This is a genomic window from Corynebacterium sp. HMSC064E08, from assembly GCF_001811805.1.
Classification (GTDB): Bacteria; Actinomycetota; Actinomycetes; order Mycobacteriales; family Mycobacteriaceae; genus Corynebacterium; species Corynebacterium jeikeium_D.
Window position 1 is genome coordinate 186202 of the sequence record NZ_KV806702.1, and the last position, 13852, is coordinate 200053.

Annotated in this window: 13 protein-coding genes; 12 read left to right on the forward strand and 1 reads right to left on the reverse strand. The window is 59.5% G+C overall.

Annotated features, from left to right (window positions below; all coding sequences use genetic code 11):
• Window positions 1–24 precede the first annotated feature (24 nt).
• From HMPREF2820_RS09395 to ftsY, 12 genes are all read left to right on the forward strand, one after another.
• Window positions 25–297, forward strand: coding sequence for an acyl-CoA carboxylase biotin carboxyl carrier protein subunit (locus HMPREF2820_RS09395; protein WP_070439653.1), 273 nt, complete (start codon window positions 25–27; stop codon window positions 295–297).
• A complete protein-coding gene (gene rsmD, locus HMPREF2820_RS09400) occupies window positions 298–864 on the forward strand; it encodes a 16S rRNA (guanine(966)-N(2))-methyltransferase RsmD (RefSeq protein WP_048735471.1) in 567 nt (188 codons plus the stop codon).
• Between the two features lie 45 nt (window positions 865–909).
• Window positions 910–1383: a pantetheine-phosphate adenylyltransferase gene (gene coaD / locus HMPREF2820_RS09405; RefSeq protein WP_016422540.1), complete on the forward strand. Its 474-nt coding sequence runs from the start codon at window positions 910–912 to the stop codon at window positions 1381–1383.
• A 10-nt stretch (window positions 1384–1393) separates the two neighbouring features.
• Window positions 1394–2155, forward strand: coding sequence for an SPFH domain-containing protein (locus HMPREF2820_RS09410; protein WP_049171555.1), 762 nt, complete (start codon window positions 1394–1396; stop codon window positions 2153–2155).
• A 29-nt stretch (window positions 2156–2184) separates the two neighbouring features.
• Window positions 2185–2745, forward strand: coding sequence for a YceD family protein (locus HMPREF2820_RS09415; protein ID WP_070603803.1), 561 nt, complete (start codon window positions 2185–2187; stop codon window positions 2743–2745).
• 42 nt (window positions 2746–2787) lie between these two features.
• Window positions 2788–3516 carry a ribonuclease III gene (gene rnc / locus HMPREF2820_RS09420; protein WP_038628630.1) on the forward strand — a complete coding sequence of 243 codons (729 nt, stop codon included), beginning with the start codon at window positions 2788–2790 and terminating at the stop codon, window positions 3514–3516.
• A complete protein-coding gene (mutM, locus tag HMPREF2820_RS09425) occupies window positions 3516–4379 on the forward strand; it encodes a bifunctional DNA-formamidopyrimidine glycosylase/DNA-(apurinic or apyrimidinic site) lyase (RefSeq protein WP_070603805.1) in 864 nt (287 codons plus the stop codon). The genes rnc and mutM overlap by 1 nt, the downstream gene beginning before the upstream one ends.
• Before the next feature lie 18 nt (window positions 4380–4397).
• Entirely contained in the window at window positions 4398–5858 is a 1461-nt protein-coding gene (locus tag HMPREF2820_RS09430; protein WP_070603807.1) for an alanine/glycine:cation symporter family protein, read from the forward strand.
• Window positions 5848–6129 (forward strand): acylphosphatase, encoded by a 282-nt coding sequence (locus HMPREF2820_RS09435; RefSeq protein ID WP_069358780.1) that lies wholly within the window; start codon window positions 5848–5850, stop codon window positions 6127–6129. Before HMPREF2820_RS09430 ends, HMPREF2820_RS09435 begins: the two co-directional genes overlap by 11 nt.
• A gap of 256 nt (window positions 6130–6385) precedes the next feature.
• On the forward strand, window positions 6386–7702 hold the full coding sequence (locus HMPREF2820_RS09440) for an ammonium transporter (RefSeq protein ID WP_070603809.1): 1317 nt from the start codon (window positions 6386–6388) through the stop codon (window positions 7700–7702).
• Window positions 7703–7790: 88 nt separating this feature from the next.
• Window positions 7791–11285 carry a chromosome segregation protein SMC gene (smc, locus tag HMPREF2820_RS09445; protein WP_070603812.1) on the forward strand — a complete coding sequence of 1165 codons (3495 nt, stop codon included), beginning with the start codon at window positions 7791–7793 and terminating at the stop codon, window positions 11283–11285.
• A 47-nt stretch (window positions 11286–11332) separates the two neighbouring features.
• Window positions 11333–12892 carry a signal recognition particle-docking protein FtsY gene (ftsY, locus tag HMPREF2820_RS09450; RefSeq protein ID WP_070603814.1) on the forward strand — a complete coding sequence of 520 codons (1560 nt, stop codon included), beginning with the start codon at window positions 11333–11335 and terminating at the stop codon, window positions 12890–12892.
• A gap of 167 nt (window positions 12893–13059) precedes the next feature.
• On the opposite strand, the gene HMPREF2820_RS09455 is transcribed toward ftsY, so the two are convergent.
• Window positions 13060–13809, reverse strand: a complete 750-nt coding sequence (locus tag HMPREF2820_RS09455; RefSeq protein WP_048735495.1) for a hypothetical protein — start codon at window positions 13807–13809, stop codon at window positions 13060–13062.
• Between the last annotated feature and the right edge of the window lie 43 nt (window positions 13810–13852).

A 13852-nucleotide genomic window follows, 5' to 3' on the forward strand; every position in this document is an offset into this window, starting at 1 on the left:
TAAGACCAAAGTAGACTGTTGGGCATGGTAAATGTCTGTGCACCTTTTGCAGGAGTAGTCCGCTGGGAGGTCGCCGAGAAAGACTCGGTGACGACCGGTCAGGTTATTGCGGTCGTGGAGGCCGTCAAGCTAGAAGCGCCGGTTTTAGCGCCCTGCCCGGGCACGGTCGCGGAGGTGGCGGCAGATCAATTTGTGGATGTCGAAGGCGGTCAGCTGCTGGCAAGAATCACGCCAGCAACTCACAGCGCCACGGCACAGCACAACGGCAACGAGAACACATCGCACGAAGGGAAGTAGATGACCCGCATTATTGCAGGTGAGGCACGCGGTCGTAGGCTAGTCGCACCTAAGGGAGAGACCACTCGGCCAACTAGTGACCGCGCGAAGGAAGCCATCTTTTCCTCCTGGTCCACACGCTTTGGGCTAGAGGGAACTCGCGTTCTCGACCTGTTTGCTGGCTCGGGTGCGCTCGGTTTGGAAGCGGCTTCTCGCGGCGCGCGTTCCGTCGTGTTGGTGGAAAACGATCCGAACGCCATTGCCGCTATTGAAAAGAACATTCGCACCGTGGGGCATCCTGATGTGGCCGTGTCTCCGATGAAAGTGTCGTCGTACCTTGCGGGCGCGCCGGGCGAGCCTTTTGACCGCGTTATTGCGGATCCGCCCTATGAGCTGGCGGGGGAGGCCGTTACAGAGATGCTCGAGGCGCTGCGCAGTTTCCTCGCGCCGGGCGCGGTCGTGACTGTGGAGCGTCACCGTGATGACGAGGAGACGCAGTGGCCCGAGGGCTACGAACAGCTCCAGCAGAAGCTGAAGCGTCGCATTCACGGTTTGGCGCGCTTCGACACCGCTATCTACAACGCTTAACGTTCTTCTTTACGCTTTACGACGGCCAAAGGTGGTTTGACCTCTATGACTCACGCATGCTGCCCCGGTTCCTACGATCCCATGACCTCTGGTCACCTCGATGTGATTGAGCGTGCCGCGCGCCAATTCGATCAGGTGACCGTGTTGGTTACCCACAACCCGAATAAGCAGGGCATGTTCAACGTCGAAGAGCGCATGGACCTCATTCGGCAGTGCACGCAGCACTTGGACAATGTGCAGGTGGACTCCTGGTCGAAGCTGTTGGTTGACTACACCTCCGCGCAGGGTATTACCTGCCTGGTCAAGGGGCTGCGCTCGGCGGCGGACTACGAGTACGAGGCTCCCATGGCGCAGATGAATCGGCGCATGACGGGCATTGAGACTCTCTTTGTGGAGGCTGATCCGAAGTACGGTCATGTGTCGTCGACACTGATGAAGGAAGTTGTTCGCTACGGCGGTTCGGTGGAAGGGCTAGTTCCCGAGCCTGTCTTGCACGCCCTGCAGCGCCGACTGAAGTAGCATGTAAGTCATGTTTCGCGTCTTCGAATCTCTTGATGAACTGGTCCAGATCCTAGAAGAGGCACACGGCGTGCCACTGTCGGCCAATTGTATGGTTCCGCGTCAGCGTGTTCTCGAGTTGCTCGATGAGCTGAGGGATGCTTTCCCGGCTGAGCTCGATGACGCGCAGGACGTCTTGGACCAGCGGGATGAGATTATCAACGATGCTGAAGCCCGGGCGAACAACACCATTTCGACTGCGGATGAAGAAGCCCATCGCATTGTCGACGAGGCCGAGGCCCGCGCTAACCACACCGTCGAGGATGCCAATGCCCACGCAGCTGGCACCGTCGCGGCCGCTGAGGACGACGCCCGTCGCCTCCGCGAGGATGCTCAGCACGAGTATGACAGCATTGTGGATCGTGCTTCTGCCGAGTCCGATCGCCTGATTCACGCTGGTAACGAATCCTACGAGCGTTCCGTTGCGGAAGGCCGTGAAGAGCAGGCTCGCCTGGTCGCTGAGTCGACGGTCGTCCGCGAAGCCAATGACGAGGCGAATCGTCTGCTTTCCGACGCACACGCGGATTCCTCTCGCCTCCGTGAAGAGTGTGACCGCTACGTTGATTCCAAGCTCGCTGAGTTTGAACAGACTCTCCAGGAGACCCTGCGTAATGTCGGTCGCAATCGCTCGGTACTGCGTTCGGGAGCCGGTGCCGTCGGCGGTGGTGCAGGGGCACAGAGCGCGCCGTCTTCCTTCTCCGAGGGGCAGGAACGCCGCCGGTACGAGCGTTAGCGCATCTTCGGGGTAGACTGAGGTCTATCATGACTGACTCATCCCCATTTGTTCTGGACGTTTCGACATGTCTGCAGGGTGGCATGCCCGAGCAGTTCCGCAAGGTAGGCGATAGCCCTGTCCGCGTTGGTGTCGAGATGATTGGCATCGCCGCTGGCGAGGAGGTTGTCGTTGACGGCATTGTCACGAACCTCGGCAGCGGTGTCATGGTTGACGCGACTGTGACTGCCAAGGCCACCGGCGAGTGTGTCCGCTGCCTAGCCCCGCTGAATCCGGAGCTCAGCTTGCACATTTCGGCTGTCTTTTCCAACAACGAGGACTTCATCACCGGCGACGATGCCGAGGAAGAAGACCTCGAGGACGAAGTTGGCCAGATCGTCGACAATACGGTGGATATCACTCAAGCCGTCATCGATGAGGCGGGCTTGAATCTGCCCTTCAATCCGACCTGTCTGGATTTCGATTCCAGCTGTGCTGAATCGGATTCGGAAGTGCCGGAGCCAGACGGCATCTCGGGTGAAGAGGAACGTATTGATCCGCGTTGGGCTGGCCTGGCGGAAAAGTTTGGCTCGCTCGGCGACGAGAAGTAGTCGACGACGACTTAGACGAAGACTTTAAAGGAGATATAACGGATGAGCCGCAAGCGTCGGCTAACCGGTGAGGCGGCTAGAAAGGCGGCCTTCGAGGCCGTCGATCACGCCCCGCTGCTGGAAAAACTCGGTGTTGAGCTACCAGAGGAGTCCCTGAAGCTCGCTTTGACCCACCGCAGTTTCGCGAATGAAAATGGCATGCTTACCAATAACGAGCGGCTAGAGTTCCTGGGCGACGCCGTGCTGGGCATGTGCGTTGCTGAAGAACTCTACCGTCGCTTCCCGGACCGCGCTGAGCAGGATATTTCCAAGATGCGCGCAGGTGTCGTGAACATGTACGCGCTGGCTGACCTGGCCCGCAGTATCGGGCTGGGAGAGCACATTCTCCTCGGCCGCGGTGAGAAGGCCACCGGTGGCGCGGATAAGCACTCGATTCTCGCTGACACCACCGAGGCGCTGCTGGGTGCTATTTACCTGCAGCATGGCTTCGAGGTTGCCCGCGAGACCGTGCTTCGCCTGTTCAACCAGATGATTGACGATGCCCCGACTGAGTCCCGCGGTCGGGACTGGAAGACGCTGCTGCAGGAACGCCTGGCGGCCAAGCAACTACCGGCTGCTGAGTACACCGTGCGCACCACCGGCCCCGACCATGACCTAACTTTCTACGTCGACGTGCTGGTTGACGGCGTGGTTAAGGGCAGCGGTACCGGTGCCACGAAGAAGGAAGCCGAAATGCACGCCGCGCATCAGGCGCATACCGCACTGGCCTAATGCCCGAGCTTCCTGAAGTCGAGTCCGTACGCCGCGGTCTCGACACTTACGTCGTCGGTGGCCGCATCGACGATTCCTTCGTCTACAACGCTCGTGCCGTGCGGCGCCAACCCGGTGGCGCCGCGGAGTTTATCGGTCGTACGCGCGGGCGCACGGTTGTCGCTACGGATCGTCGTGGCAAGTTCATGTGGCTCACGCTTGACGACGACTCCGCAATCGCCATCCACCTGGGCATGAGCGGCCAATTGCGCGTGGAAGCTCCGTACACTCCCGATACGCTGCCTGGCCGTCACACCCGAGCCGCTTTCGACATCGCCCTGCCGGACGGCGCTCGGCACCTAATCAACTTCAACGATCAGCGCACCTTTGGTTGGGTCTGGGCCTGTGAAATGGTCGAATCCCATGGACGCGTGGTTCCGGAACCCGCAGCCAAGATCGCGCCCGATCTATTGGAGCCCACCGTCGATGTGGTTGCACTTGCACACCGCATGATGAAGTCGCGTTCACCGATCAAGGCCGTATTGCTCAACCAGAACATTGTGTCGGGTATCGGCAACATCTATGCCGACGAAATGCTTTGGGCGGCGAAGGTCGATGGTCGCGTGCCGGCGTGTGACCTTTCGGTCCGTCGTTTAGCGAAACTTTTGCGCGAGGGGCAATCGGTACTCGAGCGGGCGCTAGCGGCCGGTGGCACGAGCTTCGATGCGTTATATGTGCATGTCAACGGCGAAAGCGGCTATTTTGAGCGGAGCTTGAACGCCTATGGACAAGCGGGGGAACCGTGCCCGAGGTGTGGGCGCGCAATTGTCCGTCTGCCATTTGGGAATAGATCGAGTTATCTGTGTCCCACCTGTCAGCGCTAGAATTTCCTTATGAGTTTCATGGAGCAAGCAACCGACTGGGTAAATGCTTGGAATGACAAGTACTGGCTGCTCATGATTGTTCTGCTGATTGGTACAGGTTTGTACTTCTGTTGGCGGACCATCATGGTGCAGATTCGGTACATCCCGGAGATGTTCAGGGCCATCACTGAAAAGCCCTCTGATATTTCTGAGGGCGTCAAGGGCATCTCGGCCTTTAAGGCCTTTACAATTTCGGCAGCCTCACGCGTGGGTACCGGAAACGTCGCAGGTGTGGCGGTGGCGATCACCACCGGTGGCCCTGGCGCGGTGTTTTGGATGTGGCTGCTCGCCGCGATTGGTGGCGCAACCAGCTTCGTGGAGTCTACGCTGGCACAGCTGTACAAGGTGCGGGATAAGGACTCTTACCGAGGCGGCCCGGCCTACTACATCACCAAGGGGCTAGGGGAGAACTGGCGCTGGATGGCATCGCTGTTCGTCATCGCTATCACGGTGACCTACGGTTTCGTGTTCAACGCGGTGCAGTCCAACTCGATTACGGCGGCTGTGGCTCAGTCGACCGGGCAGGAGACACCGATCTTTAAGTTCTGTGTCGGTATCGTGCTGGCCATCTTGGCTGGTGTCATCATCTTCGGTGGTGTGCAGCGTATTTCGGCGGTGACGCAGATTGTCGTGCCGATTATGGCCGTGGCCTACATTATCCTCGGCCTGATTGTCTTGGCTCTCAACATCACCGAGGTGCCAGGCATGATCAAGCTGATTTTTGAGCACGCCTTCGGTATCCGTGAGATTGCTGGTGCTGCCGTCGGTACCGCCATGATGCAGGGTATTCGCCGCGGTCTGTTCTCCAATGAAGCCGGTATGGGTTCCACTCCGAATGCGGCGGCGACGGCATCGGTGTCGCACCCGGTCAAGCAGGGCCTCATTCAGACGATGGGCGTCTACTTCGATACCTGGGTCGTCTGTACCATCACCGCGGTTATCATTCTGCTGTCCGACCCGACTTTCGGCGGCGATGTAGAGGGCACCGCGCTGACTCAGGCCGCGCTGTCGGCGCAGGTGGGCACGTGGGCAATCCACGCGATTACGGTTATCATCTTCTTCCTTGCGTTCTCCTCGCTGGTGGGCAACTACTACTACGCCGAAGCAAATATCCCGTTCCTGTCTAAGAGCAAGGCTGTCCTGAATACCGTGCGCGTCCTGGTCATCCTGTGCGTTATTGGCGGAGCTGTCGGTTCGGTGCCGCTCGTCTGGTCGCTTGCAGATACCTTCTCCGCACTCATGGCCACCATTAACATCATTGCCATTCTCCCGCTGGGCGGCGTAGCCGTCGCGCTTCTGCGGAACTACTCTGAGCAGAAGTCCAAGGGGCTCAATCCGGTATTCCACCGCGATGATCTGCCAAACCTCCGCGGCCACGACAAGATCGAGTGCTGGGACGGTTCCGACCCGATGACAGTGCGTGAGTCCGATGTCGCTTAACGACGTCCGCCTCACCGCGTGGGTACACGGTCGTGTTCAAGGTGTCGGTTTTCGCTGGTACACCCGCGCGACGGCTCTGGAGTTGGGGTTGGTTGGTTATGCCCAGAACTACCCGGATGGTCGGGTGTTAGTTGTTGCTGAAGGGCCACGGGCAGACTGTGAGAGTTTGCTCGCTTGGCTTGAGGGGCCGAATACTCCGGGCGATGTGACGGCAGTGGTGCCGTTATGGCAGGAACCGAAGGGTGCATTGAGCACGTTTGACCGTCGTTAAGGGGTGCCAACTGCCTTCCTCCCCCCCCATGTCGGTGTAGGAATCCGAAAAATTCGAAAACATTCTATCCCTCGCTCTGCGTCATTGTTTTTACGCAGTTAGCGGGGGATTTTTTCGTGTCTTGAGGTAGTCGATTGGGACGCTGAAGAGGTCGTAGAGCGCTGGAAAACTACGCAAGTGAGAAAAAGAATACGCAAATACGGAGGAGAAGTGATTTAAGTTAATAACTACCTACTGACAGACAGGGGAGGCACATATGACGCCTGAAGAAGTAATTGCACAGTCTGGAAACTCAGCGTGGATGCTGATTTCGGCTTCGTTGGTTTTGCTGATGACACCGGCGCTCGCGCTGTTCTATGGCGGCATGTCGCGACAGAAGTCGGTGCTCAACATGATGATGATGAGCTTTGGTGCTGTCGGCGTTGTCGGTGCCATTTACGTGCTGTGGGGCTGGTCGATGTCCTACGGATCGCAGTCGATCGGTGGTGTTTTTGCCGACCCATTCGAGTTCTTCGGTCTGCGTAACTCAATCACGGATGGCGACGGCAACTACATTGCGAGTGCGAACGGTTACCCAAACATCATCGACATTGGGTTCCAGCTCACGTTCTGCTCGATTTCTGTAGCGCTGATCTCTGGGGCGCTGGCCGAACGCGTGAAGTTCTCCACCTGGTTGATTTTCGTCGGCTTCTGGACGACGCTGGTGTACTTCCCAATGGCCTTCATGGTCTGGGGCGGTGGCCTGCTGAGCCACTCGGCAGAGGGGCTGTCGGCAAAGCTGTTCGGTACCGCTGATGGTGAAGCATTGATCGCTCCAATTGACTTCGCTGGCGGTACGGTTGTGCACATTGCTGCTGGTACTGCCGCTTTGGTGCTGGCGATTATCGTCGGTAAGCGCAAGTCCATCGATGGCAGCCAGCATCGCCCGCACAATCTGCCACTCGTCATGCTGGGTGCTGCACTGCTGTGGTTCGGCTGGTTCGGCTTCAACGGCGGTTCGGCATTTGCGGCCGACGGTGTCGCTGGTCTGGCATGGCTGAATACGACGGTGGCAGCGTGCGTGGGTATGCTCGGCTGGATTTCACTCGAGCGTATTCGTGATGGACATCCCACCTCGCTGGGCGCCGCTTCGGGTGTCATCGCAGGGCTTGTGACTATTACTCCGGCCGCAGGAGATATGAACCCAGTGACCTCGATCATTCTGGGCTATATCGGCGGTGCGCTGGGTTGCTGGGGAGTGGGCTTAAAGTACAAATTCAACTTCGATGACACCCTGGATGTGGTTGGTCTGCATTTGGTCGCAGCTATGTGGGGAACGATTGGTGTCGGTCTGCTGGCCAACGACCGAGGGCTGCTTACCGGCGGTGGCATCGACGGCCTGAAGTTGTTTGCCATCCAGATCATTATTGCTGTCATCGCAGCTGTGTTCTCGGGCGTGCTGACGTACATCATTGCCCGAGTCCTGAAGGTAACCGTCGGTTGGCGTATCCACGGCGAGCAGGAACATTCTGGTATCGACGTCGCTCAGCATGGTGAGTCGGCCTACACGTCAGCCAAGCAGGCGGCTGTGTAAACAACGCCGTGTAAACAATCTTGTGTAACAGGGGGCGTGCTTGGGGTAATTCAGCTCCAAACCGTAACTACGGGTAAGATATTGCCCCATGTATTTGAAATCGCTGACTCTGAAGGGCTTTAAATCCTTCGCTTCGGCGACGACGATGAAATTTGAGCCCGGCATCTGCGCAGTTGTCGGCCCGAACGGATCCGGAAAGTCGAATGTCGTCGATGCCCTCGCGTGGGTTATGGGTGAGCATTCCGCCAAGACCCTCCGTGGCGGCAAAATGGAAGATGTCATCTTCGCGGGAACTTCCGGGCGAAAGCCCTTGGGACGCGCGGAGGTAACTCTTACCATCGACAATTCCGATGGAGCACTTCCCATACAATATAAGGAAGTCTCTGTCACGCGTCGCATGTACCGCGACGGCGCAAGTGAGTACGAAATCAACGGTTCTCGCGTCCGCCTCATGGATGTCCAAGAGCTCCTCAGCGACACCGGCATTGGCCGCGAGATGCACATCATCGTCGGCCAGGGCCGGCTTTCGCAAATTCTGGAGTCCCGGCCAGAGGAGCGTCGTGCGTTTATCGAAGAAGCTGCAGGCGTGCTCAAGCACCGCCGTCGCAAGGAAAAAGCGCAGCGCAAACTGCAATCGATGCAGGCCAATCTCGACCGTCTGCAGGATTTGACAGGTGAGCTTTCCCGTCAGCTCAAACCGCTGAAGCGTCAGGCTGAGGCCGCCTCTCGCGCCCAGACTGTGCAGGCGGACCTGCGCGACGCCAAGTTGCGCCTGGCCGCTGCGGATTTTGTGGATTTGCAGGACAGCCTCAATGACATTGCTGGTCAAGCCAAGCTCATTGAGGAAAAGGTGGAGGCCGCCACGGAGCGAGCCGAGATTGCCGCTGAGCGCACTGCAGAACTCGAAGCCGAACTGGAGGACATCACTCCAGCTGCCGATGCTGCCCGTGACCTTTGGTTCCGTCTCTCCGCACTCGGTGAGCGTATCCAAGCGACGGCCCGCATCGCCGCCGATCGCGCAGCCGACCACTCTGTCGCTCCGTGGGTAGGCCCAGACCCGGACTTCCTGGAGCAGCGTGCCGACGATGCCGCCACCGAAGAAGCCACGCTCGCTGAGGCTGAGGCAGAGGCCCGCGAAAAACTGGAGGAAATCCGCGAAACGCTCTTCGACGCCGAGGAGACTTTCCGCGAAGCCGAAGCGGAGCACCTCGCTGCCGTTCGCGCAATCGCCGACCGTCGCGAAGGCGTGGTTCGCCTCATTTCCGCAGAAGAATCTCTGCGCACCCGATTGGAAGCCGCCGAAGCTGAAGCTGCACGCCTTGCCGAGCAAACCAATGAGGCCGACGAACGCCGTGCCGATGCCACCGAAGCTGTGGAAAACGCCGCGCAGGAGCTAGCCGAGGCAGAATTCGAAGGTCCCGAGCTGCAGAGTGCTTATGAACAGGCCAACCGAGAAGCAGAGCTGGCCTCTACACGGTTGAAAGAACTCCGCGCTGACGAGCGCGACCTCGAGCGCAGCGTCTCAGGTCTGTCCGCCCGCATCGAAGCTCTGGAGACCGCCCGCACCGCCGCTGCCAACGACGGCACTGCGTGGCTACGTGAAAAGCACGAGCTCGGCGTTCTCTCTGAAGTCATCGATGTCGACGCTGGCTGGGAAAAAGCGCTCACTGCCGCCCTCGGCGCGGCCGCCGAAGCACTGGTCAGCGAGGGCAGTGGAGATTCGCTTATCGACGAGCTTGTGGCCGCGGGCAAGGGTAGTGCCGTCGTTATCAATTCTGCGGATGCATCTGACTCCTGGCGCTTGGACATCACTCTGCCCGCACAGGCATCCTGGCTGCTCGATCATGTGACGGTGCCGGCGGAGCTTTCAGGTTCGTTGACCTCTCTGCTCGTTGATGTCGTGGCCTGCGACGACGAGCACGTTGCCCGTGAGCTGGTGACCCAGGATACTCGACTGCGCGTTGTTGACCGCGATGGTGTGCTGCGTGGCTCTGGTTGGGTAGCTGGCGGTGCTGGTGGCACTGCATCAGGTGTGGAAATCGCCGCCGACATTGCTAAGACTCGCGAAGAACTAGCAGAAGCACAGGTGCGTTTGAGTGACCTCGGTGGTGTGCTCTCCGGTGCACAGGCCGAAGAAGAGGACCGCCGCACGGACGCGGCGGCCGCCCGTGCTGCGTTGCGTGAACACCAGAGTCGTATGAAGGTCCTCACGGATGCCCGAACTCGGGCCACAGCGCAGCTGTCCGGCGTGGTGCATGATGCCGAACGCGCTGAGCAGCGCGGAGCCGAAGCCGCGGACCGAGTAACGAAGCTCCAGAAGGAGTTGGCGGAGGTCGCAGACCGCTTAGCTCGCGTTGACCGTGACCCCGAGGAGGGGGAACCGTCGACAAGCGAACGTGACCGTGCCTCGGAGGCGCTGACGGCTGTGCGCGCCATGGAAACAGAGGCGCGTCTGTCGCTGCGTACGGCAGAGGAGCGACTGTCGAGTGTACGAGGCAAGGCCGAGCGGCTCCGTCGCCAGGCTGCATCGGAGCGCGTAGCGAAGGCCCGCCATGAGCAGGCGCAGATGGCGAAGGTTGCCCAGCGCGAATTGGCAGAAGTTGTCGCGGAGCTGGCTGAGGACTTGCACGCGAAGGTCAACGTGTCGTTGGCGAGGGCAGAGGCCGATCGCGACGATGCCGAGGCGCAGAAGAAGACGGTGTCGCAGGCACTATCAGAGGCCCGGACGGAGGCGAATACGGCGCAACGTGAGCTGGCACAGCTAACGGATTCCGCGCACCAGGGCGACATCGCCCGTGCGCAGGCGCAGGTCCGCGTGACCGAGGCTGCAGAGCGCATCGTCGACCAGTTGGGGCTGTCTGTCGATGACCTGCTCGCGGACTTTGCTCCTGATGAGAACTTCGACCGCGCAGCCGTGACGAAGCAGCTCAAACAGGCGGAGAAGGATCTGCGTGTGCTCGGCCGCGTCAACCCGTTGGCGCTGGAGGAGTATAAGGCGATGGAGGAGCGCTACTCTTTCCTATCCACGCAGCTCGATGATGTCCTCAAGGCCCGCCAGGACCTCACCGATGTTGTCGAGGAAGTCGATGCCACGATCCTGCAGCTCTTCACAGACGCGTGGAACGATGTCGAGGCAGAATTCCCCGCGGTCTTTCAAACGCTTTTCCCGGGCGGCGACGGACGACTGGTTCTCACCGAGCCGGACAACCTGCTCACGACAGGTATCGAGGTTGAAGCCCGCCCGCCGGGCAAAAAGGTTAAGCGGCTGTCGTTGCTCTCCGGCGGCGAGAAGTCGCTGACGGCGCTGGCAATGCTCGTCGCTATTTTCCGCGCGCGCCCGAGTCCCTTTTACGTACTCGACGAGGTGGAAGCCGCGCTTGACGACGTTAACCTGCGTCGCCTTATTGCGCTGCTCGAGGAACTCCGCGCGACCAGTCAGCTAATTGTCATTACGCACCAGAAGCCAACAATGGACGTTGCGAATGTGCTCTACGGCGTGACCATGCGGGGCGATGGTGTGACTCGAGTAATCTCGCAGCGAATGTCACCGGCATCCGCAACTCCGTCGACAGGAGCGGAGTAAGCGCGGAGTAAGTGAGGAAGAGTCGTTGATACTGCATAATGAGAGTTATGACTCCAACTCAGTGGATACTCCTTGTCGTCGCGATTGTCGTTATTATCGCGCTGCTCTTTGTTGTGGGCTATGTCCGCAGGAAGAACCAGCGCATTTCCTTTGCGAAGGAAGATACTAAGGAACTCACCCAGCAGGAGAAGTCTGGAAATTACCAGGCCACTAGTGGTTTTAACTTCGCTCCGGCCGGTGGTGGGACTGATACCCGCGAGAAGCAGCCGGTTGAAAAACCGATGTCGAAACCGGCGGAAAAGCCGATTGAAAAGCAGGCCCCGGAGCCAGAGGAAAAGCAGGCTGATATACCTGCCGATCAGCCGGACGGTTCACTGCTGAAACCAGAAGGTCGACTGGTTATTCCGGATAACCCCACCGAAATGGAGGGGGATTATGACCGCGTAATGCGGGAAATCCCAATCGATTTGCCAACGGCCGGGGAAGAGGAATCAGAGCCCGAGCCGGAACCACAACCAGAGCCCGAAGCAGAGCCTGAGGTAGAGGTAGTTCCTGCTCCTGAACCGGAGCTGGAGCCGGAGCCGACTCCCGAACCAGAACCGACGCCAGAGCCGGAGCCGGAAGCTGCGCCGGAGCCGACGCCAGAGCCAGAAGCAGAACAGCAGATTGACTCCATCGACCCGGCTGAGGGACGTCTGGGCCGCCTGCGCGGTCGTCTGTCACGGTCGCAGAATGCAATTGGCCAGTCTGTGCTCGGCATCTTGGGCGCGGGTGACCTTGATGAGGACGCGTGGGAAGAGGTTGAAGACATCCTGGTTATGGCTGACCTCGGTGCGGCTGCGACGCAGCGTGTCGTCGATAAGCTGCGCGAGCGTATTGCCAGCCAGAAGGTGAGCACGGAAGAGCAAGTGCGCGCCCTGCTGCGTGAGGTGTTGATTGAGGAGTGCAAGCCTGAGATGGACCGCTCCATCCGCGCACTTCCGCACGAGGGCAAGCCCGCAGTGATTCTGGTAGTCGGTGTCAACGGCACAGGTAAGACCACGACGACGGGCAAGCTGGCTCGTGTACTGGTCGCCGGTGGCCACCGTGTTGTTCTCGGCGCAGCGGATACCTTCCGTGCTGCTGCAGCCGACCAGCTGGAGACCTGGGGGCGACGCGTTGGCGCGGAGACCGTTCGCGGCGCTGAAGGCGCCGATCCTGCTTCTATTGCATTTGAGGCAGTTGCTCACGGTATCGAGTCCGGCGCTGATGTGGTGCTCATCGACACCGCCGGCCGCCTGCACACCAAGGTCGGTCTGATGGACCAACTGGACAAGATTAAGCGCGTGGTGGAGAAGAAGGCTCAGGTTGACGAAGTCATCCTGGTTTTGGACGCGACGGTTGGCCAAAATGGTCTACTGCAAGCTCGTACGTTCCGGGATGTAGTAGACATCACCGGCGTTGCCCTGACCAAGCTGGACGGTACCGCGAAGGGCGGCATTGTATTCCAGGTGCAAAACGAGCTCGGTGTGCCGGTGAAGTTGGTTGGCCTTGGTGAAGGTGCTGACCACCTGGCGCCGTTTGAGCCGGAGAGCTTCGTAGACGCACTGCTCGGCGGCCGCAAATAGTAACTAACATCGATGAGTGAATTTTCCATCGATTGGTGAGTACAGCGTCGCCCGTTGCCCCCGGCAAAAATAAAGGCCTCGGAGCCACCGCGTAGATTTCTGTAGAGGATACGCGGGGCTCCGGGGCCTTTAATGTTGAGGTGCTAGGAATCTAGCGGAGAGTTGTGCTAGGAATCCTTAGAATTCTTGCGTGCGAGGCGGGTAGCTGCCACGCCACCGACCAAGAGTGCAAGAGCGGCACCGCCGAGGGCAGTCGCCTGAACACCAGTGACTGCTAGCCCAGTGTTCTTGGTCCCGGTTTGCTTACCGTCATTCTTAGGGGTGTCGGGCTTGTCGCCTGGATTTTCCTCCCCAGGATTCTCGTCCTCCCCGGGCTGTTCGTCACCTGGGTTTTCATCGTCGCCCGGAGCGTCATCGCCTGGGTTCTCATCGTCGCCCGGAGTTTCGTCATCGGAGGTCGGACAGTAGCCGTAGACTCCGGTTGCCGGGTCGATCTTGCTCATATCACGCGGGGAACCGTCGGGGCACGTTGCGGTGTCATCGACTCCCGGCGGAATTCCGTCATTTTCTGGGGCATCTTCATCAGGCTCCGGAGTTGGGCCGGAATCATCTGAAGTGCCACAAGCACCGTAAGCCCCGGTTGCCGGGTCAATCTTGCTCATGTCACGCGGGGAACCGTCGGGACAGGTCTGGGTGTCCTCAACGCCCGGTGGGATGCCATCGTTAGATGAACCTCCTGGATCCGGGTTTGCAGCGTCATCTACACACTGGAAAGTACCGCCAACATTTTCAAAATGTTGACCGGCGGGGCATTCCGACGGGGCGGGGTCAGGAATCTGTGCGGTGGCAGCGCCAACGCCGATGAGCATGCCGGCTGAAGCGGCAGCGGCCACCATGGTCGAAGAGAGCTTCTTCATTTGGAAACCTCACAATGTCTATAGGAAAGCCCTGTAATCAACG